At 68.1% G+C, this 26590-nt stretch carries 28 protein-coding genes and 2 tRNA genes; 6 read left to right on the top strand and 24 right to left on the bottom strand.

Annotated elements, in window-relative coordinates:
* Positions 1-232: 232 nt before the first annotated feature.
* Together tig and OG389_RS12925 are read right to left on the bottom strand one after the other, a co-directional pair.
* Positions 233-1636 carry a trigger factor gene (gene tig / locus OG389_RS12920; protein ID WP_328298621.1) on the bottom strand — a complete coding sequence of 468 codons (1404 nt, stop codon included), beginning with the start codon at positions 1634-1636 and terminating at the stop codon, positions 233-235.
* A 276-nt stretch (positions 1637-1912) separates the two neighbouring features.
* Positions 1913-1989: transfer RNA gene (locus OG389_RS12925), tRNA-Pro, on the bottom strand.
* Positions 1990-2156: 167 nt separating this feature from the next.
* Between OG389_RS12925 and OG389_RS12930 the strand changes: the two genes are divergently transcribed.
* A tRNA-Gly gene (locus OG389_RS12930) sits at positions 2157-2230 on the top strand.
* 66 nt (positions 2231-2296) lie between these two features.
* On the opposite strand, the gene OG389_RS12935 is transcribed toward OG389_RS12930, so the two are convergent.
* The 11 genes from OG389_RS12935 to OG389_RS12985 all read right to left on the bottom strand — a co-directional run bounded on the left by OG389_RS12935 (position 2297) and on the right by OG389_RS12985 (position 9471).
* Positions 2297-3460, bottom strand: coding sequence for a tyrosine-type recombinase/integrase (locus OG389_RS12935; protein ID WP_328298622.1), 1164 nt, complete (start codon positions 3458-3460; stop codon positions 2297-2299).
* The gene (locus OG389_RS12940) at positions 3460-3663 is read right to left on the bottom strand and encodes an excisionase family DNA-binding protein (protein WP_328298623.1); all 204 of its coding nucleotides are present in this window, start codon (positions 3661-3663) and stop codon (positions 3460-3462) included. Before OG389_RS12940 ends, OG389_RS12935 begins: the two co-directional genes overlap by 1 nt.
* Positions 3656-5071, bottom strand: a complete 1416-nt coding sequence (locus OG389_RS12945) for a replication initiator (protein WP_328303737.1) — start codon at positions 5069-5071, stop codon at positions 3656-3658. The genes OG389_RS12940 and OG389_RS12945 overlap by 8 nt, the downstream gene beginning before the upstream one ends.
* 47 nt (positions 5072-5118) lie before the next feature.
* A complete protein-coding gene (locus OG389_RS12950) occupies positions 5119-5301 on the bottom strand; it encodes a hypothetical protein (protein ID WP_328298624.1) in 183 nt (60 codons plus the stop codon).
* An 89-nt stretch (positions 5302-5390) separates the two neighbouring features.
* Positions 5391-5711: a hypothetical protein gene (locus tag OG389_RS12955; RefSeq protein ID WP_328298625.1), complete on the bottom strand. Its 321-nt coding sequence runs from the start codon at positions 5709-5711 to the stop codon at positions 5391-5393.
* A gap of 23 nt (positions 5712-5734) precedes the next feature.
* A complete protein-coding gene (locus tag OG389_RS12960) occupies positions 5735-5893 on the bottom strand; it encodes a hypothetical protein (protein ID WP_106983073.1) in 159 nt (52 codons plus the stop codon).
* Between the two features lie 17 nt (positions 5894-5910).
* Positions 5911-6102: a mobile element transfer protein gene (locus OG389_RS12965; protein ID WP_328298626.1), complete on the bottom strand. Its 192-nt coding sequence runs from the start codon at positions 6100-6102 to the stop codon at positions 5911-5913.
* Positions 6103-6111: 9 nt separating this feature from the next.
* Entirely contained in the window at positions 6112-6765 is a 654-nt protein-coding gene (locus OG389_RS12970) for a DUF2637 domain-containing protein (RefSeq protein ID WP_328298627.1), read from the bottom strand.
* Positions 6766-6843: 78 nt separating this feature from the next.
* Complete coding sequence (locus OG389_RS12975; RefSeq protein ID WP_328298628.1) at positions 6844-8205, bottom strand: FtsK/SpoIIIE domain-containing protein; 1362 nt, start codon at positions 8203-8205, stop codon at positions 6844-6846.
* Positions 8206-8207: 2 nt separating this feature from the next.
* The gene (locus OG389_RS12980) at positions 8208-8549 is read right to left on the bottom strand and encodes an SCO3933 family regulatory protein (RefSeq protein WP_328298629.1); all 342 of its coding nucleotides are present in this window, start codon (positions 8547-8549) and stop codon (positions 8208-8210) included.
* 139 nt (positions 8550-8688) lie between these two features.
* Positions 8689-9471 (bottom strand): GntR family transcriptional regulator, encoded by a 783-nt coding sequence (locus tag OG389_RS12985; RefSeq protein ID WP_328298630.1) that lies wholly within the window; start codon positions 9469-9471, stop codon positions 8689-8691.
* Positions 9472-9489: 18 nt separating this feature from the next.
* Between OG389_RS12985 and OG389_RS12990 the strand changes: the two genes are divergently transcribed.
* Both OG389_RS12990 and OG389_RS12995 read left to right on the top strand, forming a co-directional pair.
* Positions 9490-9960, top strand: a complete 471-nt coding sequence (locus OG389_RS12990; RefSeq protein WP_328298631.1) for an NUDIX hydrolase — start codon at positions 9490-9492, stop codon at positions 9958-9960.
* Positions 9961-9971: 11 nt separating this feature from the next.
* Positions 9972-10448, top strand: coding sequence for a hypothetical protein (locus tag OG389_RS12995; protein WP_328298632.1), 477 nt, complete (start codon positions 9972-9974; stop codon positions 10446-10448).
* A 555-nt stretch (positions 10449-11003) separates the two neighbouring features.
* Here the strand turns inward: OG389_RS12995 and OG389_RS13000 are convergent.
* From OG389_RS13000 to OG389_RS13030, 6 genes are all read right to left on the bottom strand, one after another.
* A complete protein-coding gene (locus OG389_RS13000) occupies positions 11004-14408 on the bottom strand; it encodes an NACHT and WD repeat domain-containing protein (RefSeq protein ID WP_328298633.1) in 3405 nt (1134 codons plus the stop codon).
* Between the two features lie 55 nt (positions 14409-14463).
* Positions 14464-15297: a hypothetical protein gene (locus OG389_RS13005; RefSeq protein ID WP_328298634.1), complete on the bottom strand. Its 834-nt coding sequence runs from the start codon at positions 15295-15297 to the stop codon at positions 14464-14466.
* A 566-nt stretch (positions 15298-15863) separates the two neighbouring features.
* On the bottom strand, positions 15864-16232 hold the full coding sequence (locus OG389_RS13015; protein WP_328298635.1) for a hypothetical protein: 369 nt from the start codon (positions 16230-16232) through the stop codon (positions 15864-15866).
* A complete protein-coding gene (locus OG389_RS13020; protein WP_328298636.1) occupies positions 16229-16957 on the bottom strand; it encodes a GntR family transcriptional regulator in 729 nt (242 codons plus the stop codon). The genes OG389_RS13015 and OG389_RS13020 overlap by 4 nt, the downstream gene beginning before the upstream one ends.
* The gene (locus OG389_RS13025) at positions 16954-17178 is read right to left on the bottom strand and encodes a hypothetical protein (protein WP_328298637.1); all 225 of its coding nucleotides are present in this window, start codon (positions 17176-17178) and stop codon (positions 16954-16956) included. Before OG389_RS13025 ends, OG389_RS13020 begins: the two co-directional genes overlap by 4 nt.
* Positions 17179-17429: 251 nt before the next feature.
* Positions 17430-17708 (bottom strand): hypothetical protein, encoded by a 279-nt coding sequence (locus OG389_RS13030; RefSeq protein ID WP_328298638.1) that lies wholly within the window; start codon positions 17706-17708, stop codon positions 17430-17432.
* 78 nt (positions 17709-17786) lie between these two features.
* On the opposite strand from OG389_RS13030, the gene OG389_RS13035 reads away from it, so the two are divergent.
* The 3 genes from OG389_RS13035 (at position 17787) to OG389_RS13045 (ending at position 20427) form a co-directional block, all read left to right on the top strand.
* Positions 17787-18542, top strand: coding sequence for a GntR family transcriptional regulator (locus OG389_RS13035; RefSeq protein WP_328298639.1), 756 nt, complete (start codon positions 17787-17789; stop codon positions 18540-18542).
* A 71-nt stretch (positions 18543-18613) separates the two neighbouring features.
* Positions 18614-19336, top strand: a complete 723-nt coding sequence (locus OG389_RS13040; protein WP_328298640.1) for a hypothetical protein — start codon at positions 18614-18616, stop codon at positions 19334-19336.
* A gap of 449 nt (positions 19337-19785) precedes the next feature.
* On the top strand, positions 19786-20427 hold the full coding sequence (locus tag OG389_RS13045) for a hypothetical protein (RefSeq protein ID WP_328298641.1): 642 nt from the start codon (positions 19786-19788) through the stop codon (positions 20425-20427).
* An 82-nt stretch (positions 20428-20509) separates the two neighbouring features.
* Here OG389_RS13045 and OG389_RS13050 read toward each other — a convergent pair whose 3' ends face one another.
* The 5 genes from OG389_RS13050 to OG389_RS13070 form a co-directional block, all read right to left on the bottom strand.
* Positions 20510-20704, bottom strand: a complete 195-nt coding sequence (locus tag OG389_RS13050) for a hypothetical protein (RefSeq protein WP_250739483.1) — start codon at positions 20702-20704, stop codon at positions 20510-20512.
* A gap of 130 nt (positions 20705-20834) precedes the next feature.
* Entirely contained in the window at positions 20835-21290 is a 456-nt protein-coding gene (locus tag OG389_RS13055; RefSeq protein ID WP_328298642.1) for an HD domain-containing protein, read from the bottom strand.
* Positions 21287-22687, bottom strand: coding sequence for a pyridoxal phosphate-dependent decarboxylase family protein (locus tag OG389_RS13060; protein ID WP_328298643.1), 1401 nt, complete (start codon positions 22685-22687; stop codon positions 21287-21289). The genes OG389_RS13055 and OG389_RS13060 overlap by 4 nt, the downstream gene beginning before the upstream one ends.
* Positions 22688-23219: 532 nt before the next feature.
* Complete coding sequence (locus OG389_RS13065) at positions 23220-25694, bottom strand: ABC transporter permease (RefSeq protein WP_328298644.1); 2475 nt, start codon at positions 25692-25694, stop codon at positions 23220-23222.
* Entirely contained in the window at positions 25694-26530 is an 837-nt protein-coding gene (locus OG389_RS13070) for an ABC transporter ATP-binding protein (RefSeq protein WP_328298645.1), read from the bottom strand. Before OG389_RS13070 ends, OG389_RS13065 begins: the two co-directional genes overlap by 1 nt.
* Between the last annotated feature and the right edge of the window lie 60 nt (positions 26531-26590).

The raw sequence follows: 26590 nt of genomic DNA on the forward strand, positions 1-26590 counted from the left end.
ACCGTGCGGACGATGTCCGCCGGCGTCGGGTACTCCCGTGCCCTCGTATTCATGGACCCTAACGCGCAGGTAGGACAACGCCATCCCGCTTCCCGAACTGTTCGCTCGGAGCGCAAGGTAAGGGACCCGTCACCGGAGCCTTCCCACGGACAGCCCGAAGGGCCCGGACGCGATGGCGTACGGGCCCTTCGGGCCTTGCTGAGGCACTGCTCGGCGGGGGTGACCCCGGGTGTTACTTGGCTTCGTCGGCCGCGATCTCGCCGTCGGCCTCGACCGCGTTCTCGACGGTCTCGGCGGCCTGCTCGACCGCGTTCTCGTCGTCCTCGTCGTCGGAGAGGTCGACGACCTCACCGTTGGTGTCGGTGACCTTGGCGGCCTCGACGACGGCCGCGAGGGCCTTGCCGCGGGCGACCTCGCCGACGAGCATCGGAACCTGGCCACCCTCGACGACCGCCTGGGCGAACTGGTCGGGGGACATGCCGGAGGAAGCGGCGCGGCGCATGAGGTGCTCGGTGAGCTCCTCCTGGTTGACGTTCAGCTTCTCCTTGTTGACGAGCTCGTCGAGGACGAACTGCGTCTTGATGCCCTTGATCGCCTGGTCGGCGGTCTCGGCGTCGAACTCCTCGACCGTCTTGCCCTGGATCTCGAGGTACTTCTCGATGGACAGACCCATCTGGCCGAGCTGGTGGTGCTCCAGGTTGTGCTTGCGGGTCTGGACCTCGTCCGCGAGGAGCTTCTCGGGGATCGGGACCTCGACGAGCTCCAGCAGCTTCTCCAGGACGCGCTCCTGGGCCTGCGTGGCCTGGTCGTACTGCTTCATGTTCTCGAGGCGCTTGCGGCTGTCGGCCTTCAGCTCCTCGAGGGTGTCGAACTCGCTGGCCATGCCGGCGAACTCGTCGTCCAGCTCCGGCAGCTCACGGGCGGAGACCTTGGTGACCTTGACGGTGACCTCGGCGTCCTTGCCCTCGGCGGAGCCGCCCTTCAGCTGGGAGGTGAAGGTGGCCTCGCCACCGGCCTCCAGGCCCTTGACGGCCTCGTCGATGCCCTCGAGGAGCTCGCCCGAGCCGATGGTGTAGGAGACGTCCTGGGCGACACCGTCCTCCAGCACCTCGCCCTCGACCTTGGCCTCGAGGTCGATCGTGACGACGTCGCCGTCCTGGGCGGCGCGCTCGACGTCCTTGGTGGACGCGAAGCGCCCGCGCAACTGCTCGACCGACTTCTCGACGTCCTCGTCCGAGACCTCGATGGCGTCCACGGTGACCTCGATGCCGGAGTAGTCCGGGATCTCGATCGCGGGGCGGATGTCGACCTCGGCGGTGAAGGACAGCAGCTCGCCGTCCTTCAGCTCCGTGATGTCGACCTCGGGCTGGCCCAGCGGGTTCAGGTCGGCCTCGTTGACCGCCTCGGTGTAGAACTTCGGGAGGGCGTCGTTGACGGCCTCCTCCAGCACCGCACCGCGGCCGAAGCGCTGGTCGATGACGCGGGCCGGGATCTTGCCCTTGCGGAAGCCCTTCACCGTGACCTGCTGGTTGATCTTCTTGTAGGCCGCGTCGAGGCTGTCCTTGAGCTCCTCGAAGGGCACCTCAACAGTGAGCCGAACCCGAGTCGGATTCAGGGTCTCCACGGCGCTCTTCACGGTTCGGTCTCCTTGTGGCTGACTGCTGGGGGTCTCTGCTGTCGCCGCGCTCTCGCGGTTCTCAGCGGATCGGGCCCGGTACATCAGACACACGGGCACGCAGCTTGCATAGTAGCCGCAAGCGGCAATCAGCCCACAACGCGATCATCAACGCGATCTCCGCGAGGGTTCGCGGGGGCGCTGTGGAGAACGTACGGAGAACGCACGAAGGGCGACCGGGGGGACCCGCGGAGGCGCCGAGTGGGGGACCGTGCTCCCACTGAGCGCTACTCCTGCTGGTCGGGGTGGCCGGATTCGAACCGACGACCTTCCGCTCCCAAAGCGGACGCGCTACCAAGCTGCGCCACACCCCGTCGGTGCGACACGTAGGGTACATGCCCGAAGACCCTCCGCCGTGCGGAGTTTCGGCGAAAGCGCCGACTCGCCCACACGCGGGCCCGAAATGCGGTGTGCGATCCCCCGCCGGGACCCGCTAGGATGCTGTCCGTGCCAAGGTCCCCGGACCTGCGGCGCACGCGTTGCGGGTGTAGCTCAATGGTAGAGCACTAGTCTTCCAAACTAGCTACGCGGGTTCGATTCCCGTCACCCGCTCCAGAGCACTAAGGGCCAGGTCAGAGGATGTTTCCTCGACCTGGCCCTTAGTCGTTCCCGGGGCGGGGATCAGCTCCGCGTGCCCCCTGCGTGCCCCTTCCGCTGTGGATCTTCCTTCGTGCCCTTGGGCGCCTTCCGCCCCTTCTTCACGAGCCCGCTCAGGGCGTCGGCAATCAGGCGGTCCCGATCGGCGCTTGTGTGCTGGTAGATCAGCGCGGCGCGGGCGGTGCTGTGGCCCATGCGCGTCATCAACTCCCGTGTGCTGGCACCTGTCGACGCGGCGAGTGTGTTGCCCGTATGCCGAAGATCGTGGAAGTGCAGCCCTTTCACTCCCGCTTCCCGACACGCCTTGTGCCACAGCCGGTTGAAGTGATTCCGGCGCGGAGTCGCCCCCTTGGCCCCGACGAAGACACGCCCGTCTGCGCCGGCCTCGGCGAACCGCTTCAGGTGCTCGTGGAGATCCGCGTGGATCACGCCGGGGATGGAGACCGTCCTCTTGCCCGCGGCACTCTTCGGCGCCTTGATCTCCCGCTGCCCGTTGCTCAGCTCAGCGACAGCCCGCCGGACACGCACTGTGCGGTGCTCAAGGTCCACGTCCCGCCGGTGGAGCCCGATCAGCTCGCCCCAGCGCAGCCCGAGGAATCCGGCCATCAGTACGAGCGCCCGATACCGCGGCTGGACCGCTTCAGCCAGCGCGTAGACCTCCTTGACCGTGGCGGTCGGCCGCTCCGGGGTGTGCACGGTGCTGGCGCCCTTGACCTGGCAGGGATTCCGCCGGATCAACTCGTCGGACACGGCCGTACCCAGGATCGCGCGGAGCAGCGCGTAGGCCTTGGCCACGGTGGTGGGCCCGGTGCCGACGGCCAACTTGTCGGCGCGCCAACGCCGGACGAGGGGTGGCGAGATCTCCCCCAGGTTGACCCCGCCGAAAACCGGGTCCAGGTGGTGCTTGAGGAGCGAGCCGTAGAGCTGCCGCGTGGTGCTGGTCAGCTCACGCTCTTTGATCCAGGCGACGGCGTACGGCCCGAAGGCGACCTTCCCGGCGTCGGGATCGCGCCAGTCGCCCCGCCGCATCTCGGTCTGCGTGTCGGCGAGCCAGTCGTCCGCGTCCTTCTTGGTACGGAAGGTCTCGGGTGCGGGGCGGAGCTGTCCGTCCGGGCCGAGGTACCGGGCCTGATACCGACCGGAGGGCAGCTTGCGCACCCGGCCGAACGGTCGGCGCTTCCCGGCCATCAGGCAGCCACCCCCAGACGGCGGCGGCGCGGCTCGACGGTGTGGGTGTCGATGTAGGACCGGACGGCGCTCTCAGGAATCCGGACGTGTCGGCCCACCTTCACGTAGGTGATCCGCCGTTCCTCGATGAGCCGCCGGGGGAACCGCACGGTGGTGCCGAGCAGTTCGGCGACCTGGACGACGCTGAGGAGACGCTCATTCATGCTGCTCTCCCTGCAGGGCTTCGCGGGCGGTCTGGCGGTTCAGCTGGATGCCGCGGGCGATGGTGGCGGCGAGAACCGACTCCCCCGGGCTGTGTCCGTGGCCGGCGTACTGCCAGGAGGCGAGGACGAGCACGGTGTCCGGCTCTGTGTCGCTGAGGCCGCGGGCTTCGCGTTCTTGGGCGGCGCGGTAGTCGGCGCGGGTCTGGCGGAGGGCGCCGAGGGTGGTGGAGTACTGCCTCGACTTGGTGGAGAAGTGGCCGCGGAAGCCGAGCATGTGGGACCAGCGGGTGAGCGCGCGGTCCGGGTAGAGGTGTTGCAGGGCGGCGCAGGCCTCCATGAGGCGGCGGGCGTGCTCGGACACGGGCAGCCGGGCGAGGTCCTCGCCGAGCCCGGTTCCGTGGCAGCGGGAACACTGGCTCAGGGCGGAGCCGGGGCGGTGATAGCGGTCGGAGAGGCCAGTCCCCCGGCACTTGCGGCAGTGCACGGCCGTGTCGGTGGCTCCGGTGGTCTCCGCAGCCTTGGTCGCATACTTCGCAACGTACGAGGCGACGGCCTGTTCTGTGACCTCGGAGCCGTCGCCGAAGGCCTTGATGGGGCGTACGTCGAGCTGAGTGCCCCAGCGGAGGGTGCGGGCGGGTTGGTCGCCGGCGGGAGGGATCCGCACCGACGTGTAGGAGTGGGCAACAGCGGAGCGGATCGACCGTTCCAGGAGTTCCGTGCTGGCCCAGTACGGCGGCGGGCTGGAGGGGCCCGTAGGCCCGTCGATGCGGATCACGGCGTGGAAGTGGATGGCGCCGCGCTTCTGGAACTCCGCGACCTTGCCGTAGGAGATCCGGGCCTCTTCCTTCAGGTCGCGCTGGGTCAGGCCGGCGGAGGCAGCGATCTCGCGGCGCAGACGGGTCGTGAAGCGCTGCCAGAGCTGTCCGGAGTGGTTGTTGAAGAGGACGGCCGCGGCGTAGTCGTAACCCGTCGGGTCGAGCGCGCTGCCGAGTTCGGCGTCGTCGTCCGGGTGGTGCGTGCCGCAGCGGCAGCGCCCTGAGGTGGGCCGGTTGTGGACGGGACCGAAGGACGGAGCGGTGAGCGTGGCGAAGACCCGGGGGTGCTCGCGGATGGTGGCAGGGATCTCGCGGCGGTCGTCGCCTGCCAGCCCGGCCCGGATCAGGTGGTACGTGTCTCCTGCGTAGGTCCAGGCGCAGGCCGGGCAGCGGGAGGCGCGGCGGTTGCCGCAGGCGATGCGGAGTCGGGCACCGGGCTCGTCCGCGGTGGAGTACCGGTGCAGGATCTCGCCCGAGGTCTTGTCCTTGGCGACGGTCCAGCCAGTGATGTGGATCGGGTCGGAGCAGCCGCCCGTGCGGTGGATCTGGTCTTCCCAGCGTGCGTAGCCGGGATCCCCGGCCACCTTCAGCATGTCGCCGAGGGTGGCCGGGTCCAGGCCCGCGAGGGTCGCGGCGTTGGTCACGCGGTCACCGTCCGGTGGGGACGGCGGGTGGAACGGCGGGTCCCGGTGCCGTGGCAGGTGAAGCAATGGGCGGTGATCGTGCGGAGGTGGCCGTTGTGGTCGCGGCCACCGAGGGTGATGGCGACGGAGGCGTGGCCGTCGCAGTTCGGGCAGAGCTCTCCCGGGGTGTTCTGCTTCATGATGGTGTTTCCGTCCGGTTCGTTGGATCGGGCAGGAACGCGGCGCCGGGACGGCGGAGACTTGGCGGTTGAGGCCGTCCCGGGGCCGGTCAACGGCTCTTGAACTCCTGGCGCAGGGCGCGGACGAGGAAGAGCATGACGACGGCGCTGACGGACAGGGCGACGGCGGTGACCGCGACGGCCAGGAGCAGCGAGACGGCGACCGAGGCCAGCGCGAGGACTCCGGCGACTCCGCCGGCGGCGAGGGCGAGCGCGGTGCCGGGCGAGCTCTGGACCAGGCCGCCGAAGGCGCTCGGGGGCTTCGCGGGGACGGGGGCCGGGCCGGATTCCGAGTGCTCGACGGGTGGCGGGGTCGGGCGGATGGTCGCGGGGGTGTAGATGTCGGGGCTGGGGTACTTGGGCTTGAACATGGCTGTTCTCCTTCCGGGGCGGGTTACTTGTTGATCGCGGTGTCGATGGCCGGGGCGAGGAAGCTGTCCGCGAGGAGGAAGCCGCCGATGAGGATCACGGCGACGAGCCAGAGCGGCGGGCGGACGAGCTTGTAGCCGAGGACACCGACGACCAGCAGGGCGAACCAGAGCGGGACGTCCATGGCGGTGGCCTTTCGGATCAGCTGACGCGGCAGCGGTGGGAGCGGGCGGCGAGCTGGGCGGCGGTCGAGGAGCTGTAGTCCGAGGACCAGCCGCAGCCGTCGGTGGTGCAGACGGCGCTGTCCTTGTTGCGGCCGCGGTTGTCGCGGTAGGCGCCTATCTGGACGGGGCCGATCTTCATGAGCGAGCGGAAGTTGATCCGGGCGGGCATGGGATCTCCTCAGGCGAGCTGGGCGGCGATGGCTTCGGCCATCGCGGGCGGGACTCCGAGCCGGGCGCGCAGGGTCTCGGTGTCAATGTCCGAGCCGGTGCGGGTGCGGTGGTCGGCGGCGATCTTCTGGGCGTGTGCGACCAGGGCGGGCGGAGCGGTGACCGTCGTTGCGGTTGCCGGGGCAGGGGCAGGCAGGGCGGGGCGCTCGTCGGCCAGTACGCCGGGTTCTGTCTCCCGCTCGACCACGGGCAGAGGCACCGCGTCGGGGTCGAGTTCCGGCGCGCTGGGCGGCGTAGGCCGGTGGACCAGAAGCGTGCCGCCGAGGAAGGCCAGTGCCGGCCATCCGGCAACGAGGATGCGGAGCCAGTCCGGGACGTCGCGCAGGTCGAGTAGGCCGGCGGTCGCGACGTTCGCGCCGAGGGAGGCCGCCAGGGCTACGGCGAACCAGGACCAGGCCGACCGCGAGGGCTCCCCCGCATCCCGTAGGGACCGGAGCCGGTGCCAGGCTGCGACGAGGAGCAGGTCCACGCTGACCGGGTAGGCCCAGGCCTTCCAGCCGTCCTGTCCGGCGGCTTCGGCGAGGTCGTGGAGGTGGGCGAAGGAGAGGGCTCCGGCGATGACGGCCTGGACGAGGACGGCGTCCGGGCGGACCAGGCGGGTCATGGTGTTCACCTCGTTTCGGGCATGGGTGGGGTAGGGACTTGGCGCGATGAGGCCGCGCCGACCGGGTGGGGCGAGTGATCAGAAGGCAGGTGCCGAGGCGGTCTTCGGCTGGACCTTGCCGACGAGGACGCGTACCGGGAGCGCGGGCCGGAAGGGCTCCAGCTCCGGGATGCTCGGGGTGCGATGCGCCTGGGCGTTGCAGGTGTTCACGGCCTGGCGGAGCGTAGTGTGCGGGGCCCGGATGCGGGACCAGCCGCCGGATGAGTCGCCGGCCACGGCGGTGCCGGGGCGGTCCTTGTCGATCTGGACGGCGGCGAGGACGGCGTCCGGGGAGATGTCCCCGAAGGCCATGTTGGCGGAGGTCTCGTCGTTGACGCGGTGGGCGGTACGGCCGGTGAGCTGGGCACGGAGCATCGTGATGCCCTTGCCGAGTTCGGAGCCGAAGCGCTGACCGCAGATCTCCAGGTGAATGCCGGCGGCGCGGCCGAGCTGGGCGAGGCGAACCAGGTCGGTGACGATTTGGTCCCGTCGAGCCTCCTCTGCCTTACCCGCGGCGAGGGCGAGCTCCGCAACCTCATCCACCAGCAAGACGACGGGTACGGGCCGAAGATGCGCCGGCAGGTCCCAAATATCGGCGGTGATCTCCGCATCCGGGAGGTCGATGCTGATCCGCTGCTCGGCCCGGATGACCTGGTAGACGCGGCCCATGTATTGGACGAGCGCGGCGAGCAGCTCTGCTGCATCGTCCGGGTTGTCGGCGAGGGCGGTGAACCGCCGGGCCATTGGCGAGAGTTCCACGCCGTTCTTGCAGTCGATGCCGACGAGGGCGACGTTCTGCGTGGCCAGGCCGGAGACGAGCGTGCGTTGGTAGACGGACTTCCCGGACTTGGTGGCGCCGACATTCAGGGCGTGCGGGACCTGCCGGTAGTCCCGGTGATGAACCTGCCCGTCCTCGCGCAGGGCCACCGGCACCCGGAGCGGTTCATCGAGCACGGCCGCCGCCGGCATGCGTACCCGCTTGAGTACGTCGTACCCGGTCATCCTCAGCTCGACGACGCTGGAGCGGATCTCGCGCGAGACGACGTTGTGGAGGGCGAAGGAGTGGCGGAGCCGGTCCGACGATGCGGAGAAGTCGAACGCGTCCTGCCCGGGCCGGAGTTTCAGCCGTAGGACCAGGCCGGTCGAGGTGGGCCGCAGCCGCAGGATTCGCGGCGAACGAGCCTCAGGTGCAGACCTGTTCGCGACCCGAGCGAGTGCTAGTCGCCAGCGGGAGGGCGGGACGGTGAGCCCGCAGGCGTCCATCACCGAGCGGTAGCGGATCAGGACGCGGATCGTCGCGAAGGTGACCCCGAAGGTCATCCAGTACCAGGTGGGCCGCTGCCAGCGCAGCACGAGCGCCAAGGCGAGGACCACCAGCAGCGTGACCCATAAGGCGTTCATGCTCAGCCCGCCTTGACGGTGAGCGAGGTGACGGCGACGGCGCGGAAGCTGATGCCGTGGCGCTTCTGGCCGTTGAACTCGTTCTCCCACGGGCGAGCGACGAGGCCGGTCAGTGCGACGGGGGTACCCATGACCAGCTCGCCCGAGATCCCGGGAGCCGGTACGACCACCGACAGGACTTCCGCCTCCCCGTACGAGGCGAACAGCACGTCCACGGTCATCATCTGGGACCCGGTCTCGGGGTCGGTGGCGATCTCGCCGGTCCGACGGTCCTTGATCTTCACGGCCGGGGGCTGGGCGACCATCACCATGGCAGCCGAGGTGTCGACGGGAATCTGACGCACAGCGAATCACTCCTCTATAGATGCTGAACTCCGCCACTCATGTATAGGAGTGACATGAAGAAGAGTGCCTGACTCCTATACATGAGTCAACCCGCTACGAAGAGAAACTCGTAGCGGGCTGCGGGGAGTTGAGCGGGCGTCAGTCGCGCGCGGGGATCCGGTACTCGAAGACGAACTGGTCAGCGGCCATGAGGGTGTCGCAGACCTCGACCACGCGACCTTCCTCGGTGACCGCATCGCGGAGCAGATGCACCACGGGTGCGCCAGGAGTCAACGACAGCTCGGTCGCCTCAGCCTTTGCGGCCGGCCGGGCCTGGAGCGTCTCCACGTATTCGGCAAAGACGTGACCGCGATCCTCCAGCCGCGCGTAGATGCCTCCGGGCCCCGGATTCTCGGCGAACAGCTCCGGGATGTCCTTCACGACGTCCCAGGGCAGGTACGAGGTAGCCGTCTCCACGGGCGTCCCGTTCCGGAAGTACAGCCGACGCCGGGCCAGCACCTGAGTCCCCGCGGTGACCCCGAGCCGCGTCGCGATCTCCTCAGGCGCCTCCATGGGCCCGATGAACAGCACGCTCACCTTGGCTTCGGCCCCGGACTGCGCGGACTCCGCCAGATACGCCGCCCGACCCTCCTGCCGATGCGTACGCCGGAAGCGATCGGAGGACCGGTGCCGCACGGGCGGCCGAGCCTTCACGAGCGAGCCCTTGCCGTGCCGCGTCTCCACGAGCCCGCTCGCCCGAACCTCCACCATGGCCTTACGGATCGTCCCGCCCGCGACGCCGTAGCGCTCCACGAGCTCCGACTCACTCGGCACCATGTCGCCAGCCTTCAGCACGCCGGCCCGGATCTGCTGCACGATGTCGTCAGCGATCTGCACGTAGCGCGGCACAGCCCCTCGGCCACCTCCTACTGCGGTTCCCATAGTCCTTCTCTTCCTCCTATGCTCCTGTACATGAGTACGGGTTCCCCGCAGGCCAAGTCAACGCCACTGCACTCCGTGTCCGTAGCCGGGGCAGTACTACGCGAGGACGGCCGACTCCTGGCGATCCGTCGCGCGGACAACGGAACTTGGGAACTGCCGGGCGGAGTCCTCGAACTCACCGAGTCCCCGGAGGCCGGCGTCCGCCGCGAGGTCCTGGAGGAGACGGGCATCAAGGTCGAGGTGGACGAGCTCACCGGGGTCTACAAGAACACCACCCGAGGCATCGTCGCCCTGGTCTTCCGCTGCAAGCCATCAGGCGGCACCGAGCGCACGTCGGAGGAATCGACTGCGGTCGCCTGGCTCACCCCAGAAGAGGTCACTGCTCAGATGTCCGAAGTCTACGCGATCCGTCTCCTGGACGCCCTGGACGACGCCGGCCCCCACGTCCGCAGCCACGACGGCCGCCAGCTGGCCACAAGCACGTACTGAAAGAGACGCCCATGCCCGCGGACATCGCTCTGCACTTTGACCGTGTCCGCACTCGCGGGGCCCACAATGACCTCCGGCTACGCATCGGCTCCCACCGGCACTCATGCGATTCGTACTACCTCGCGCTCGATGACTCGGCGACTGCCCCAGGAGGCCTGGGTGCGCGGCTCGCTCGGCTGCTGGAGCAGTGGAACACACAGATCATCGGGCTCAAGGATGTAGGCGGCACCGCCTATCTGCCGTACGACTTCTCAGACCAGTGCACGGCCTGGCTACGGGTGACATCCGCAGATGGACAGACTGCCGAGGTCCAGGCTGGATGGAGCCTGATCGAGGCCTGGGGGATCGAGCCCTCCAACTACGTGGCCACAGCGCCCGCCGTACCTGACTTCGACCCGATCGCCAGTGCTCGCATCGAGTGCGCGCTGACCGAACTGGCGGCGCACATCAATGCCAACCGGGCCACCCTTGCAGCCACGGGGCCGTAGTGCGGTAAGAGTTTCCCTACTTCATCAAGGGCGCTTCCGCCGCCAAGGCGGCGTCGCGCGCCCGTCGCCCCGGGCCTGCGCTCCTGTCTGCGCCCCGCTCCAGCCCGGCACGCCGGCCGCGCGCCCATGGCTAAACACTTGATGGGCTGGACGAGCCCGGCCTGTCAGTGAGCCGCCCGTCAAGGCGGTGCCTCCGGCGGGGGCGCTCTGACTCCGGGATGGATGAGGCTCCGTTTGCGCGTGCTAGCGGATTCGTGGTGAACGTTGTGGGCTCGCATCCCGTCCGCCTTCGACCAAGGCAGAGCCGAGCGGGCGTGGTTCAGGGCGTCAAGGTCGTTCGTACAGTGGCGCGCTCCACCTTGACGCCCTGAACCACGCCCGCTCCACGGTGTGTGGGTCGAAGGCGGACGGGATGCGAGCAGGCGGGCCCTGGGTATAGGCACCCTGCAGGTGAACCAGCGCAAGGAGAGTCTGGCCTGCGCCATGTGGGCCAGCAATTTGGTAGAGCACAGCGGCGGCGCTTGCCTGTCTCACTGTCGCAAAATCTCGCAGTACCTAGCCCATCCGCTTCTCTACCCCGACACCTGTGCGCCCCATAGAAATAAGAGCCGAGCCGGCAGGGCCCGAGAGAAGAAAGGCCGGGGGAGACTTCTCTCCGATCTGCACTGGAACAACCGCAGCCACTGGAGCACTCATAACTATTTCTTCAAGCTCCTGACCAGACCATAGATCGATTAGACGCAAAACGTGATCCCACCCGACGGTCACAAGAAACTCGCGCCCACGCCCTGACGGGACTGTGCACATTGACCGAACAGGCCCAACGTCGATCGAGCGAACCTGCACGCCAGACTCGATATCCCAGATCTTTATGCCTCTATCCCCGTACGGACTCGCTTCCGTTGCAACCAAGGATCGTCCGTCACTATTCTTGACTGACATCATCCTCCCAACAGGCCCAACACGGAATGAATCTTCCACCACACCCGACCGAGCATTCCAAACGTGCATCATTGAATCCTTAGAGGGCATGTCCGCAATCAGAATTTGAACATCTGAAGGATTTCCCCGCCAATTCGTAATGCAGTACGAGCCAGCCCTAACCCCATGGCTTCGAAACAGTACCTTCCTGGTCTCAATATCCCAGGCCACAACCTCGTCACCACAGCCGCGACTAATCGCCGCTACCGCAGGAGAGTCACCTGCCAGGCCCTTCAGTTGACGGATTCGCCCGCACTCGATGCGCTCCAATTCCTGCTTACTAAAGGGGTCCCAAAAACGGATACCTCGATGCCGACTACCTGGATAGCCGACTGAAGAGGTAGCAATAACGGGGTTTCCGGATCTGCCTGTTACACACATTTCTGTGATCAACCCAGCTGGCACGGAACTTGCATTCACGCCCGTACTCAGGTCCCGTACTTGAATTTCGCCCCCTACCGCCACAAACGCCAAACCGCCAATTGAAGATACATATCGCCCTCCAGAGCCGGAGGCGCTGGCGCTTCCACTGTCGACCTCCCACCGGGCCCACTTTGGGTGAAGCCATCCTGCCAAAGGGGGCGGAGTACCCCCCAAAGCAGTCAAATGGAATGCATGACTAACCCTCTGAGATGCCAGTTCCACACCAACCAAGTGCCGCTCAATCCGAGCCCAGGCATGCAGGTTTATATTTCCACGAACAGGATTCAGTGACGGCAGCAGACTCCCGACCCTGCGGCTCGTTTCCCATTCAAGAAACGAGAGAGGGACGTGACCGTCATCCAGAACTGCGCCCAATGCGGCATGCTGCACAAGATAGCGCCTGATGTACGGGTGTGGGGGGTACGGAAGAGTGGATCTCGTGATGCTTGATAGCGATGCAGCGATCTTCGCATGAATCGATTCCATATGGCCCTGCAGATCGAATTCGTCGACCACTCGATTCTCGCCAACTGCAAGGCTTCTAAGATTCTCCGCAATGCGTTCATGGCTCGGACGGTAAACAATTCTATTGTCCGAAATGTCGGTGGCGAGATAACCATTTAGGCGACTTGATCGAATCGCCTTGATTACATCACTTGCATCTCGCGTGAAATTTCCGAAGATTGCATTGAGGATTGCCGCCCAGACGTCCGCCCAGGGCAACCCGGGCCCGCAGGAAAAAGCTGTGGCCTGTAGGGCCGCCAGCAAATCGCCTGGGTCGATTCCAGAATTTTCCGCCACCTCTTCGAGATCTGAATGGAGGAGCGCAACGGTACCGTCTTGCAGCGATTTAATCCACTCGGGATCTTCTACATTTTGCACGGTCGGTCTATTCCGTGCCCTGTCAGCGGCAAGGCGAGTATTGAGAAAGGATGGAGTCGTTTGGCGAGAAATAGCTTCGGCTACCTCTAGAGCTGAGTCAGGTGCCATCAGATACGGAGATTTGGGGTGGCTTTTATCGGAGAGCAAAGATAGGGCGTAGCGTGTGATTTCCGCATGACTCCCATCTTCGTCCGTCCGTAGGAAGATAGTATTGGCACTCTCGATCTCAGATGCCTCAGTAGCATCGTCAAATAGCAGCGAAGGTACGCCTTCACTGTAGAACGGGGTATTTATCACCCTCGCTATCTCGTCGATCAAGTGATCGCTCTTGGCTGTCGTTCCGTCGAGTGCAGTGCTTCTTGGACTACGTACACCGACCAGCACTCGGACATCTTTTCTGAGTCGATTCGCATCACGAACAAGCGGGTGCAAAAGATCGCCGATCAGAGAGTCTGGATCAGCAGCCTCATCGACACCATCGATAGCGATAGCAACAGGCCGGCCAAGTGTGGATCTGGTGGACTCAATTTCTTCACTCAACGAGGTTGCGCGCTCTATCCCTAGACCACTGATGTGGAGTAGTGCGGTTCGAATCTCTTGCGAAACCGAAGCAGTGGACTTGTTTCTCGCTAGCACCGCGATATCGACAGGAGGAGCAGAGCTCGTCTCCAGCACGTTCAAAATATCTTGGGGCACGTCGCTTCGGATCCGAGCATTTCCGTGTACTACCAGATGTCCGATAATTGCCGACTTACCCGAACCCGCTTCTCCCGTGACGAGACATACACCTTCACCTGATCTTAGAAACTCCTGGATCTCCTCAACGATCTTTTGCCGACCTGTAAAATGCCAGGCGACATCGTTCTCTGATGAAGTTCCTGAAGCTCGCGTTATCCAGTAGTTAGAGGGGGTAAAGGGGTGGCTTGATTCGGACTCAGGTGCGCCAAAAGTTGTCTTTTCTTTTAGCCAATACCGCGGGTTAGGCAGACACGGGCTGGGAGCGTCACTACGGCTGCGGGGCCACACCCAACGCACCGAAATTAGGTCGCGCCTCTCCGTGGCGACCTCACGTAGAACCGTCTCCCAATCTTGGTAAGAGATGGTAGGTCCCGCGAAACCCTTAGCTTCGTCACAGATTTTCTGTACAGCAAGGTCGATTACCTCAGTGAACTCACCGACCCGTGGTTGTTCAGTGAAGTCTCCACTGGTGACGACGACCAGTGTTTCCATTCCGAAGCGATCAGGCGATAGATCTTGGAGTCGATTCGCCAGTTCAGCATCCAATGAGCCCGCATAACATGAATCGACAATCACAAGGACATGCTGGGCTTCGGAGTCCAGGATGGCTCCCACCAAATCAGCTGTGGGGAAGGCCGTTGACATGAGCTTAGAGTCGTCCGACTGAGGCAACAAGAGAAAATGGCGATTCGCGTTTGATCGCGCACCATGCCCAGTTATATAAACGACTAGAACGTCTTCTTGTTCACACTCAAATAGCTTCTCCCGATGCGTGAACTCTGTGATATCGCGAACGGTTTCAAGCGCAACCGGCGCAGTCGCAATGAACCGTTCATCATGAGAAATTGCATCGTTCGCGAACCAATTTTGCACGGAGGAGACTTGCTTTCGGATGGAGTCTCCAAATTCCTCGCTCTCATAGTCGTACTCAGTCACCGCAATCGTAACGAGTCTCCGGCGATTTGAGCTCACACGCTTCCCCCTATGCCAGTCAGAGAAGTAGACTCCCCACAGCTGGCTGGCGCAAATAGTTCACGGCAGCATGGGGGTCGAGCAATCCATTCTCTACCCTGATATTCACTGTACGAGGTCCGGTCAATGCCACCCCCCCAGTAATGGCGTCCCGGGGATCGAAGATATTACTCCATTCACAACCGGCATCCTGGACATGTGAACCATGCCCAAGCATTCGCCTAACAGTTGGCCAAGCCAGTGGCGATCCAAACGTGACAATAGTTAGCCTCTTAGGATCACAGCCATCCTTCACTGACAGGTCTCCTCGAAGCAGCATGTCGTAGAGCACTACGCTCCCCAAAGAGTGTCCCGGAATTACACTCGTGGCAGCCGAGGTGGACTCTGAAATTTTCTTCCGAATGGCGCTCGAAAGATCTTCATCCGTCAAATACCGGTAGACCTGCCGAAGGATAAAGAGGAGGTATTTTCCTGCATTGCGGCCGAATTTTCGATCGACCGCCACTAGAGAGCGGGCAACTTTACTCGGTATTGCGGTAAGACCCAGCACCTGAGCTTGGACATCCCGAATACCTGTGCTGGAAATTAGATCGTCCTCAAATATCTCCTCAAGGAACCGTTGCTCACCCGGTGAGAGCGGTGCATCGGCTTCAATGGTGTCTTCGCGCCCCAGTCGACCATTGCCCTTTCGAAATAGTGTTGCATAATAAGCAACCTCCATACTTCGAAGTTTAGCTTCTTCATTTGAGGCGGCAATTCCCTGCTGGGCTGCAAATTTCCAACTCTCTTGCAGGGAGTTCGGGCTCTTTCGTTGTTGGCCGATTCCATGAATACCTAGAATTTCCGCACTCATAATCTGCATCCCCTCCGCGGCTGACCTGACCTGGAAATGATGTCGTGATGGTGGGCAGCCCGTCCAGCGGATGCACGTTTTGTCGGGTTCTGCTCCCGACGTCAGCCACGCCGCAGCAACGGCGGCTGTGGGAGAGAGCCGGACGGAGGCCACGGTGCCAGCGCCAACCGAGGTCGAGACGCGGCTTGGGATCCGTAACGGCGACCTGCTGCGTGCGTACGGTGTACGAGTTGCTGACCGGCGGCAGGTCGGTCCAGCTGTCCACGAGCTGGGAACGTACGACCTCAACGCCGGCACGCTCATCGCCCTCGCGGAAGGGCGGACCCCACGCAGACCGCGATTCTGGCATCAACGGGGGGATACGCGCGGCCCCGGGGCCGTCCCGCAGGGCCATCGAAGCTGATGTCGGGGGTGGGGTGGCGGCGTTCCAGGCGAGCTTGCAAATCAGATGGCTGTACGAATCCTGCCGACGTAAACCCAAAGACCACCTACCGATGTTTAGTAGGTGGTCTTTGAGGGCGGCCCCCTGACTGACTCTGGCGCCCCACTGTTCGTACAAGCTCCTGCTAGCTGGGGTGGGCTGGCAGTTCTTCGTGAGCGGTATGGGCTGGGCGCGGGAGGCGGTGGCCGCGGCTGGTTGCTACGCGGACTGCGTCCCTCAAGGCTCCAGTCAGGTTCGCTGCCAGGAGGCGGAGTTCATCAGGGTCCGGGTCCGGGTCCGGGTCCGGGTCCGGGTCCGGGTCCGGGTCCGGGTCCTTGTCTGCGAGGACTTCTAGGGCGCGGTTCAGGAGTTCGGACGCCAAGCCGAGCTGCACCGACTCGGTGTTGTCGGCGAGGCGGGACAGGTAGCTGGCGCTGTCGTCGGCGCTCAGGAAGCAGGGTTTACCGTCGGGGCCCGACCACGGCAGGAGTCGCAGTTCGTTGGAGAATGTCACGCTTCCGCCCTCCTGGCTTCCGTCGTGTGGAGGGTAGTGAAGACGGCATCGGCGCGGTCGCCCGGGAAGGCAAAGAGGGCCGCCTCCACCACGCGTCCGGTGGTGTCGGTTGCCACGCGTGTGATCGAGAGGATGGCCAGGGTCGGGCTGATGCGAAGGGTTTTCGCTTCGACTGGAGTTGGGAGGCGGGTGCTGACCGTTTCCTGGACCACGGACAGCGGTGGGCGCTGGTCTGGCACTCGTGCGGTTAGAAGCCCTTCCGGGACGTTGGCCGGCGCCAGGTCTCGGGGGATGTAGATGCGGGCCAGGCTGTGCGGTGTCTTCCCCTCGTGGCTGAGGCAGAGGAACTCTGTCAACGGGCTGCGGGGCGAGATCCTGAGGAGTGCTGTCAGATGGCCGTGCGCTCGGAGGTTGGTGGCGCGGACTGTGGTGTGGAGTGCCTCCTCGGTCGGGGCCGGTGTGCTCGGTGTGTGTCCGCCGCCGATGTACGTGGTCCTGCGGAGTGGGTGGCGGACGAAGTTGCCGCTGCCGTGGACCTTCTCGACTAGGCCTTCGGCCTGGAGGAGGGCGAGGGCGTTCCGGAGGGTGGGTGTGCTGACCGCGTAGCGGGTGGCCAGTTGGGCTTCGGAGGGGAGGCGTTCGCCGGCCTTCAAGTGGCCCTTCGAGATCTGGTTCCGGAGGTCTTCGGCGATGGCGTGGCGGCGGGACGGTGCGGGTTGGGTCACCAGTTCCTCCGCATCCGGAGGGCGATGAAGCGGGTTCGGGCGTGCATGGTCAGGAGTTCGCCCGACTCGAAGCAGAGTCGCTTCGCGCTGGCGGGGAGTTGGATCAGGTCGATGACGCGGCATGGTTGGCCGCCGATCTGGATTACGTCTCCGCGTTGGACGGTGGTCGAGGTGATCTCGACGTTTGTGGCGAGGGCGCCGCTTGGGGTCCATCCGCTCACTGGGACACCTGCCGCGGTTCGGACCGGTCGCTTGGGGTGTGGCAGGGGCAGTCGCAGGCCTCGTAGATCACGGGGACGCCTACCGGAGCCGTGGCGGGGGACGACTGTGCGCACTCGTGGTGAGTGCCGATCGTGCACGAGCTCGATCGGTAGGGGGTGGGGTCTTCGGTGGGCGGTGATGCCGGCCGGAGGGGGCGCCCCCTGGTGCGGGCGGTTGTGGGGACCATACGGTTCGACATGCTGATCAGCTCCTATCGCTGATGGCCAGGTCCCCGGACGTCGCCCGTCGTGGGGACCGCTTTACGTACGGCGGCCCAGAGGGTGCGGCCGGTCAAGCTGCTGGCTAGGAGTCCGAAGCGGTCGGCCTCCGCTACCACTTCCAGGACCTCCCGCCAGGTGGAGGCGGGCAGCACTTCTGGTACCTCCGCTTCGATCGACGTGTAGCGGGCGTGCTCCTCCAGTCGCGTGGTCAGGCCCAGGGCGGACAGTCGGGCGGCGATGCTCTCGGCCCTTGATTCCGAAGCGGGCACCGAGGGCCTCCGTCGCCGAGTGAACACGTTGAGTGAAGCTAGTTAACTAGATTAGAGCTAGTGGACTAGATTTTCTACATGCCTGAGCAGCCGCCTTATCTCCGTATCGCCGACGTACTCCGGCAGCGGATCGCGGAGCATGACTGGACCGTTGGTGACCGCCTCCCCTCGCGGACACAGATCGCCGAGGAGTGTGGCGTTGGCGAGAACGTCGTTCGTCGGGCGCAGGAGCTCTTGATCTCCCAGGGAGTGTTGGAGGGGCGCGCGGGCTCGGGTACCTACGTCGCGGAGCCACGGCAGCGCGTGCGGGTTGTCCGGTCGTCCGCTCGTGAGCAGCCCGGCGGTTCTCCCTTCCGTGCGGACATGCAGGCCTTGGGTAGGCAGGGGAACTGGGAGAGCCGGACCGAGGCGAAGGTTCCCGCGCCGGTCGAGATCGCCGCGCGTCTCGGGATCTCGGTTGGGGAGCTGTGCGTGCGCACGGTGTACGAGTTCCTAGCCGATGGCAGGCCTGTGCAGCTGTCGACGAGTTGGGAGTCGTACGAGCTCACCGCCGGCACGCTCGTTGTCCTGCCCGAGGGTGGGCCGCACGCGGGCGTTGGTGTTGTGAACCGGATGGCCGTCATTGGGATCACGGTCAGCCACGCCGTGGAGCAGCCGGAGCCGCGGCAGGCGACCGCCGAGGAGGCGTCGCTTCTCGGGATCCAGAAGGCTGCCCTGGTGACCCACATCCGGCGGACCTACTACAGCGACCAGGGGCAACCCGTGGAGACGGCCGACATCGTCATTCCCGTCGCACTGTGCGAGGTCGTGTACGAGATTCCGATCAGGAGCTAAGAGCTGTCACGTGCAGGGGCAGCGACTGGGTCCGGCCCAGGGAGTCAGACCCGGACGGCATGATGTCCTCCGTGACGAACAGCGCAGACCTGCATCCTGACCGGATACCGGGGTACGACGGCGGCCCCCTCACGCACGAGGCCGGGTTCCTGGACGAGCCGTTGTTCTGGCTTGGACACATCTCTTCGTGTGTCCATTCCGAGGGAGCCGCGGAACTACTCTTCGGCGCTGACTACGACGCTGCAGTCGAGTTCCAACGGCGGTTGTGGGAGCAGGCCAACTGGCCGACGTTCACCATCCCCCTCGCCAGCGATCACCGTCTCCACATCGTCTATCGCACCCTTACGGGCGAGGCCGGCACCGACTACCTCCTCCACCACCCCGACTGGGAGGAGGCCGAGCACCTCGCCCAGGACGACGGGCACTTCATGGGGCCGGGCCTGTCCTGGCCCGAGCTAGTGGCTGCTGCGGACAACGCACTGCCCAGCGGAAGCACCACCGACCCGCACGCTCGGCTGCTACTGCTGCTTCCCGCGCTGGGTGACGACGCACTACCTGACGATGCCGTGGACCGCCTGACGGCCGCGCTGCGCGCTTGTGCGGGCGTGGAGGACCCCGAGGCCCTCGGAGTCGCCCTGCTGGACGCCCAGGGGGCGCCAGGCCCCGCGCACTGGACAACAGACGGCCGCGGTTGTGCCGTCAACGACGGCGGGTACTCCTGCCGCAACCCCGCCAACCACTTTGCGCTGCCGGCCGATCGACTGTCACGGGTGGCCTCCGCGCTCGCCCCTTGACTCGCGAGTGCCCTCTGCACACGGTGTCCCGGCCCGTGTCTCCCGCGTGCCCGTTCGGAGGGGGCCGTTGAGGGCATCGCGGGGAACAGCAGCGAGAGAGCGGGAAACCGGCAGGCCAGTGGGTTGGCTGGTCAGGGTGGGGGCGGGTACGCGATCTTCCAAACTAGCTACGCGGGTTCGATTCCCGTCACCCGCTCTGAAGCACAAAGGGCCAGGTCAGAGGATGTTTCCTCCGCCTGGCCCTTAGTCGTTCCCGGGTCGCGGCAGCGGCCGGGCGATCGGCGCGGGTGTCGGGGGGCGGGGGAACCATCCGGGGGGACTTCGTGCGCCAATGCGGGCATGGCCCTGCGTCGTTGGCGGGTGAGTCGCCGGTGTGAGCCGAGGATTTCGGCGGGGCTCGTCGTGGGTTCCGCGGGCAGTGCTCACATCGGTCCTCAAGGAGTAGCGCAATGAGCTCTCAGAACATGCCGAAGTCTCCCCTCGGCCCCCTTCCCCGGCGGAGGGCGTGGGTGATCGGGGGTGCGCTGGGCTCGCTGGCCGTCGTGCTCGCGGGTCTCACGGCTCCCCAGGTCGCCGCAGGGCAGGACTCCACGGAAGCCGCCGCTCCGAGCGTCGCCGGGGCTGCCGCGGACAAGTGCGGGCACGACAGGGATTGCGGCGTCGGCGCCACGGGCCCCAGGGGTCCGGCGGGGCCGCGCGGCAAGGCCGGACCGACCGGCCCCAGGGGGCCGCGGGGGGTGACCGGCGCTCCTGGCACGCCCGGCACCCCTGGCGTGACGGGTGCCACCGGGCCGCAGGGAGTGCCCGGCACCCCCGGCGCACCCGGGGTGGGTGGAGTCACGGGCTGGCAGGTGATCACGGAGCAGTTCGAGGTGGAAGCCCGGGCCGGTACGCAGGCGTTCACGGTGGCCTGCCCCGAGGGCAAACTGGCCGTCGGAGGCGGGTACTACCTGTTCGACAACCCGTCACTCGATGTGATCCGGGACTCCCCCTTGGACAGTGACAGCAGGTCGTGGCTGGTCAGCGTGGTCAACAGGGCCGCCGCCGGCCGCATGAACGTCTACGCCACCTGCGTCAACGGGACCGCCTAGCCGGCCCTTGCGGGCAGCGCCGCGATCAGAGTGCGGTGGCCCGGTGAGGTGCCCCGGTGAGGTGACCGGGGCCGCGGGGGGCTCAGAGTTTGATGCCGGCGATGGTGTCCGCGAGGGAGTTCAGGAACCGGTTGACGTCCGGGGCGATGGAGCTGGACGCGAGGAAGAAGCCGAAGAGGACCGCGACGATCGCGGGGCCGGCCTTGAGGTGGCCGCCGCGGACGAGCACCACGAGGATGATCGCCAACAGAACGACTACTGACAGCGAAATGGCCACTTCTGATCACACCTTCGGTCGTCCCCTGGTCGGCCCGGGGCGCGGCCAGGCGCACCCCCATACGGTCCATCCTCCCACCAACACGCCCCGGCTATCCGTCCCGTGACGAAGAGACAGTGGCGCATTTGCTTCAGGGTGCGGTGAGACCGAGCAAAGAGCGGACATAGGCGTACTTGCCGGACAGTCTGTCCCGAGTGGCGGGGTCGAGGACCGCGAGGCGGGCCGGGTCCGCGTTGTGCGCCAGATCGGCCTCCTTGACCAGGAGGGCGCCCGGGGTGGCGAGGATGCGGGCCGCGTACTCCTCGACCGGTTCGCCGGGGCGCTTGGTGAGGGACAGGACCATGTCCTTGACGGGCTGCGGGAGTCCGGCCGATGCCAACCAGGCCGGGGTCAGGGCGTCGTCCTCGATCGCGTCGTGGAGCCAGGCCGCCGCCTGCTGTTCGGCGGTGCCTCCGCGGACGCGGACGCCCTCGGCGACGGCCGCGAGGTGCTCCGCGTACGGCCGGCCGGCCTTGTCGGTCTGGCCCTCGTGCGCGGCGCGGGCCAGCGCCTCGACCTCGATGAGGGTGAGTGGGCCGTCGGTCATCCGAGCTCCTTCGCCGCGGTGTGGAGGGCCTGCGCGGCCCGGCGTACATCCGCCTGCGTGGTACGCCAGTTGGAGAACGCGGCGCGCAGGGCGGGGGTTCCCGCGTACGTCGTGGGCGTGACGAACACCTCCGCCGCGACGGTTTCGCGCAGGGCCGTGAGGCGGGCGGCGGTGGGCCGGGCGGCGAGGGTGAAGCAGACGACGTTGAGCCGGACCGGGGCCAGGACGGTGAAGGACGGGTCCCGGTCGAGGGCCTCGCCGAGGGAGCGGGCGCAGGCGATGTCGCGTTCGACGATCTCCCGGTGGCCCTCGCGGCCGTAGGCGCGCAGGGTGAACCAGGCGGCCAGGGCGCGCAGTCGGTGGGAGTTCTCCGGGGTGAGGTGCACCAGGTCGGGGTCGTCGCCGAGGGGGCCGAGGTAGGCGGCGGCGTTCTGGAAGACGCGGGCCTGCAGGTCCCGGCGGCGGGTGAACTGCACGGCGCTGTCGTAGGGGACGTTGAGCCACTTGTGCAGGTCCACGCAGACGGAGTCGGAGGCGTCGAGGCCCTCGGTGAGGTGGGCGTGCTCCGGGGAGAGGGCGGCGAACGCGCCGAACGCGGCGTCGGTGTGCAGCCAGAAGTCGTGGCGCTCGCGAAGGGCGGCGATGGCCCGGAGGTCGTCGAAGTCCACGGTGTTGACGGTGCCGGCGTTGGCGACGACTACGGCGGGGCGGCCGGGTGTGTCGGCGAGCGCGCGTTCCAGGGCTACGGGGTCCACGGCCTCGCGGCCGGGCAGGGTCGGTACGGGGACCAGGGCACGGCGGCCGAGTCCGAGGACGGACAGGGCCTTGGCGATCGAGGAGTGCGGGGCGCCGGACAGCACGCGGACGGGGCCGAGCGCGGCCGCGCCGTCCTCGGCCGGGGAGACGCCGAGGCGTTCGCCGAGCCATTCGCGGGCGATGGCCAGGCCGGTGGTGTTGGACATGGTGGCGCCGCTGACGAAGGTGCCGGTGTGGGCGTCGGAGAGGTGGAAGAGGTCGCGGAGCCAGGTGACGGTCTCGCGTTCGAGGTCCTGGCCGGCGCCGTCCAGGGCGGAGTTGGAGTTCTGGTCGTGCGCGGCGGTGAGCCAGTCGCCCGCGAGGGCGGCGGGGGTGGCGCCGCCGGTGACGAAGCCGAGGTAGCGGGGGCCGGCGGACGCCGACAGCCGCGGTGCCCACCGGCCGGCGAAGTCGGCGAGGGCCGCGTGCGTGCCCGTGCCGTGTTCGGGCAGGACTCCGGGCTCCTGCGGCTTCCCGTCCGGGGGCGGCGGCGGTACGACGGGGCGCGCGTCCAGGGCCGCCAGGGCCTCGGCGGCGGCGTCGCGGGCGGCGTCCAAGAGGTCGGGGAGGCGGGCGAGGTCTGAGGCGAGCGTGCGGTCCATGGGGGCACGGTAGGGCCCCGGTGTCCCGGGGGGACCGGGCCAATCCGTCCCGGGTGGCCTCCGGGGCCCGCGGGCGGCCGGCCCCGCGGGACCGCCGGCCCTCGGGAACGCCGGCCCCGCGGGAGCCAGCCCTGCGGGACCCCGGCCCCGCGGCCCGCGTGCTCCGTGGTCCGCGTGCTCCGTGGTCCGCGTGCTCCGTGGTCCGCCGGTGTCCTCCGGCCCGTCGGCCCTGCGGGCTTCCGGCCCCCCGGCCGGCGTAGGGCGGGGTCGTACGGTCGGGGCGCGGGCGTGTCGGTCGGTTGAGGCGCTGCACGGGGCTGGTCCCCTACCCGCCCTTCCACCGTTCCCCGGGCTCCGCCCGGACCCCCTGCCGCGTGCGGCGCCGCCCTCGGGGATCAGGCCCCGGACCCTGTGCCCCGTGCGGCGCCGTTCCCGGGGGCCAGCCCTCGGACCCCGCGCCTCAAACGCCGGCGAGGCTGGAATTGCCCGCCGGTCAGAGGGGTCAGGGGCGGAGCCCCAGGACGGGGGCGGGTCAGGTGTAGGGGCTGCGGAGGGTGCTGCGGGCCGGGAGGGTGGTGGCCGCCAGGGTCAGGAGCGTGGCGGCCGCCGCGAAGGCTGCGTAGACCGTGGGCGGGACGTACGGGGCGGTGCCCGTTACCGCCCGGGTCAGCGGGATCAGCGTGGCCAGGGCGATCGCCGAGCCCAGGGTGATGCCCGCACCGCTGACCAGCAGGGCCTCCCAGCGGAGCATCCGCAGGACCTGGCGGCGGGTGGAGCCGACCAGTCGGAGCATGCCCAGTTCGCGGCGGCGGTCGAGGACGGTCATGACCAGGGTGTTGGCGGCGGCGACGGCCGCGAAGCCACCGAGGACGGCCGCCATGGTCGTGTTGGCCCAGGCGTTGACCTCACGTTCCAGGCTCTGGGCGGTGGTCCAGTCGGAAGCGGACTGCGCCGGGCCGAAGTCCGCGGGGAGCGGGCCGCGGACCAGGAGTTCCGTGGGGCGGCCCGCGGTGGTGTGGCCGGCCAGGTCGGCGGCCGGGAGGGTGATCTCGCCGAGGCCGAGGCCGCGGGAGTAGACGGCCACGATCTCGGGGGTGGCACGGGTGCCGTCCGGCAGGCGCAGCTCCATGCGGTCGCCGACGGTGGCGTGGTCGGCGGCGGCCAGGGTCCGGTCGACGGCGACCTTGCCGGGGGCCAGCCGGGCCAGGTCCCCCGAGACGACGCCCAGGTCCTCGACGGTGGTGATGTCTCCGGTGACCCCCTGGGCGGAGGCGCTCTGGATCAGGCGCTCCGGGCCGGAGCCGACGACGGCGAGGACGGAGGTGCGGGTCAGCGCGACCGCCCCGGCCGCGACCGCCCGGTCCGGGTCGCGGGGGTCGGTGACGACGTGGTCGGCGAGCAGCCCGGCCTCCTGCTGCTGGCGCACGGCCCGGTCCTGGCTGGTGTGGAGGAAGACCAGGGTGGAGGAGAAGGCCATGGCCAGCACGATCGGGGTGATCGCGGAGGCGAGGCGGCGGGCGTTGGTACGGGAGTTGGCGGCGGCCAGGGAGCCGGGGGCGCCGGCGGCGCGCAGGGGCAGTCCGAGGAGGGCGGCGCAGGCGCGGGCGATCAGCGGGCCGAGCAGGGCGACGGCGAGCATGAAGAGCATGACGACGCCGAGCGCGGCATTGGCGGCGTCGGGTCCGCTGCTGGTGGCGGCCAGGCCCGCGCAGGCGGCGCCGCCGGCCAGGGCGGCGAGGCCGAGCGGGGTACGGATCCACCCGGGCCGCAGGCGTTCCACGGCGGCCGCGGCGAGGGCCTGGCCGGGGCGGATGCGGGCGGGGCGGCGGGCCGCGGCCCAGCCGGCGAGCAGGGCGGTGACGAGGGCGACGCCGAGGCCGCTGACCAGGGGGATCCAGCCGACGGTCAGGTCGACGGCGGCCGGGATGGCGCCCTTGGCCCTGAGCTGTCCGAACCACCAGGCCGCGAGGGCGATGCCGGGTACGCAGCCCAGTACTCCCGCGACCGGCGCGACGAGCAGGGCTTCGGTGGCGACCGTACGGCGGATCTGGCGCGGGGTGGCTCCGACGGCGCGCAGCAGGGCGAACTCGCGGGAGCGCTGGCCGACGGAGAGCGCGACCGTGCCGGCGGCGGTGAAGACGGCGACGAGGGTGGCGATGCCGCCGAAGGAGCCGCCGAGGCCGGCCAGCATCTCCCTGGCGCCCGCGAGCTGCGGGTCCATGGCGCGTTCGGCGCCGGTCAGGACCTGGGCGCGGCCGTCCACGGCGGCCCGGACCCGTTCGGCGTCGGCCCCGAAGACCGCGATGGCGTCCACGGTTCCGGGGTGTCCGGACAGGGCTCGGGCCTCGGTGTCGGAGAACCAGGCGCCGGGGCGGTCGGTGCGCCCGACGACCCGGAACTCCCGATTCCCGGCGGGGGTGTCGAGCGTGACCCGGCCGTCCGCGTACGGGGCGCGGCCGCCGCCGAGGACGACTTCGCCCGGGGCGGCCGGGGCGCGGCCCGCGCTCAGCCCGGCGGGGCTGAAGGCGGTGGAACCCCAGCCGTACGCGTCGATGGCGCGACCGGCCTCGCCGGCCTCGCCGGTGGCGCCGGTGCCTCCGGCCGCTCCCGTCGCACCGGCGCCCGCCGCCTCCCGTACGGGGAACGTCAGGTCGGGGACGGCCCGCCCCAGGGGAGCCAGCCGGTCCAGGAGCGCGGCGTCCACCCGGGCGTGCTCCGGGACCTGCGCGGAGACGTCGTAGGCCCCCTCGCCGCTGCCCACCCGCAGGGTGACCTGCTGGTCGGCGGCGACCACGACGGGGACTTCGGCGTACCTGGTGGGCGGGACGCCCGCCCGGATCCCGGTCTCCAGCAGAACTCCGCAGGCGGAGACGATGGCGACGGTCATGAGGAGGGCGACGAAGGTGCCGGCGAACGCGGCGGGGCGGAAACGGAGCGCGGCGCGGGCCAGGCCGTTGGGACGCGGGAGCCGGAGGAGCCGGGCGCGGGGCTGCGGGCGGGACGGCATCAGGCGGCCGCCCCGGCGTAGCGTGCGGCGGGGGCGGTCAGCACGGTCATCCGGGCGGCGATGGTGGCGGCGGAGCTGCGCGGGAGCCGGTCGGTGATCAGGCCGTCGGCGAGGAAGAGCACCTGGTCGGCGTGGGCGGCGGCCGCCGGGTCGTGGGTGACCATGACGACGGTGGCTCCGAGGGTGTCCACGGCGGTCCGCAGCAGTCCGAGCACCTCCGCGGCGGTGGTGGTGTCGAGGGCGCCGGTGGGCTCGTCGGCGAAGACCACGTCGGGTCGGGTGACCAGGGCGCGGGCGATGGCCACGCGCTGCTGCTGGCCTCCGGAGAGTTCGGCCGGGCGGCGCCCGCCCTTGCCCTCCAGGCCGACGCGGGCGAGCAGGTCGGCGGCGCGCTCCTGGCCCCGGGAGGCGGCGCGGCCCCCGGCCAGGCGCATGGGGAGCAGCACGTTCTGCTCGACGGTGAGGGAGGGCAGCAGGTTGAAGGCCTGGAAGACGAACCCGAGGCGGCCGCGGCGCAGTTCGGTGAGCTCGTTCTCGTTCATGCCGGTGATCTCGGTGCCGCCGAGGCGGACGGAGCCCGCGGTGGGGAGGTCCAGCCCGGCGGCGCACTGGAGGAACGTGGACTTGCCGGAGCCGGAGGGGCCCATCACCGCGGTGAAGCTGCCGCGCGGGAGGCTGAGGTCGATGCCGCGCAGGGCGTGGACGGCGGAGCCGCCGCGGCCGTACTGGCGACGGACACCGCGCAGCTCGACGGCGGCCGTGGTGTCGTACCCGGGCTGGGCGGGGTACGCCGCCTGCCCGTCCCCGCGCTGCCGCCTGCTCCGCCGGAGCCCCATGATGTGCCGCCTTCCGTGTAAGTGGTCGATGCATCGACGCTACGGGCGCGGTGGTGGGGC

Source organism: Streptomyces sp. NBC_00435 (assembly GCF_036014235.1).
Lineage (GTDB): Bacteria > Actinomycetota > Actinomycetes > Streptomycetales > Streptomycetaceae > Streptomyces.

Coding starts and splice junctions, on each gene's coding strand:
- OG389_RS12935 (WP_328298622.1), bottom strand. CDS start 3,460: ATGGCCGGGAAGCGCCGACCGTTCGGCCGGGTGCGCAAGCTGCCCTCC.
- OG389_RS12940 (WP_328298623.1), bottom strand. CDS start 3,663: ATGAATGAGCGTCTCCTCAGCGTCGTCCAGGTCGCCGAACTGCTCGGC.
- OG389_RS12945 (WP_328303737.1), bottom strand. CDS start 5,071: ATGCTGAAGGTGGCCGGGGATCCCGGCTACGCACGCTGGGAAGACCAG.
- OG389_RS12950 (WP_328298624.1), bottom strand. CDS start 5,301: ATGAAGCAGAACACCCCGGGAGAGCTCTGCCCGAACTGCGACGGCCAC.
- OG389_RS12955 (WP_328298625.1), bottom strand. CDS start 5,711: ATGTTCAAGCCCAAGTACCCCAGCCCCGACATCTACACCCCCGCGACC.
- OG389_RS12960 (WP_106983073.1), bottom strand. CDS start 5,893: ATGGACGTCCCGCTCTGGTTCGCCCTGCTGGTCGTCGGTGTCCTCGGC.
- OG389_RS12965 (WP_328298626.1), bottom strand. CDS start 6,102: ATGCCCGCCCGGATCAACTTCCGCTCGCTCATGAAGATCGGCCCCGTC.
- OG389_RS12970 (WP_328298627.1), bottom strand. CDS start 6,765: ATGACCCGCCTGGTCCGCCCGGACGCCGTCCTCGTCCAGGCCGTCATC.
- OG389_RS12975 (WP_328298628.1), bottom strand. CDS start 8,205: ATGAACGCCTTATGGGTCACGCTGCTGGTGGTCCTCGCCTTGGCGCTC.
- OG389_RS12985 (WP_328298630.1), bottom strand. CDS start 9,471: ATGGGAACCGCAGTAGGAGGTGGCCGAGGGGCTGTGCCGCGCTACGTG.
- OG389_RS12990 (WP_328298631.1), top strand. CDS start 9,490: ATGCTCCTGTACATGAGTACGGGTTCCCCGCAGGCCAAGTCAACGCCA.
- OG389_RS12995 (WP_328298632.1), top strand. CDS start 9,972: ATGCCCGCGGACATCGCTCTGCACTTTGACCGTGTCCGCACTCGCGGG.
- OG389_RS13005 (WP_328298634.1), bottom strand. CDS start 15,297: ATGAGTGCGGAAATTCTAGGTATTCATGGAATCGGCCAACAACGAAAG.
- OG389_RS13035 (WP_328298639.1), top strand. CDS start 17,787: ATGCCTGAGCAGCCGCCTTATCTCCGTATCGCCGACGTACTCCGGCAG.
- OG389_RS13045 (WP_328298641.1), top strand. CDS start 19,786: ATGAGCTCTCAGAACATGCCGAAGTCTCCCCTCGGCCCCCTTCCCCGG.
- OG389_RS13055 (WP_328298642.1), bottom strand. CDS start 21,290: ATGACCGACGGCCCACTCACCCTCATCGAGGTCGAGGCGCTGGCCCGC.
- OG389_RS13060 (WP_328298643.1), bottom strand. CDS start 22,687: ATGGACCGCACGCTCGCCTCAGACCTCGCCCGCCTCCCCGACCTCTTG.
- OG389_RS13065 (WP_328298644.1), bottom strand. CDS start 25,694: ATGCCGTCCCGCCCGCAGCCCCGCGCCCGGCTCCTCCGGCTCCCGCGT.
- OG389_RS13070 (WP_328298645.1), bottom strand. CDS start 26,530: ATGGGGCTCCGGCGGAGCAGGCGGCAGCGCGGGGACGGGCAGGCGGCG.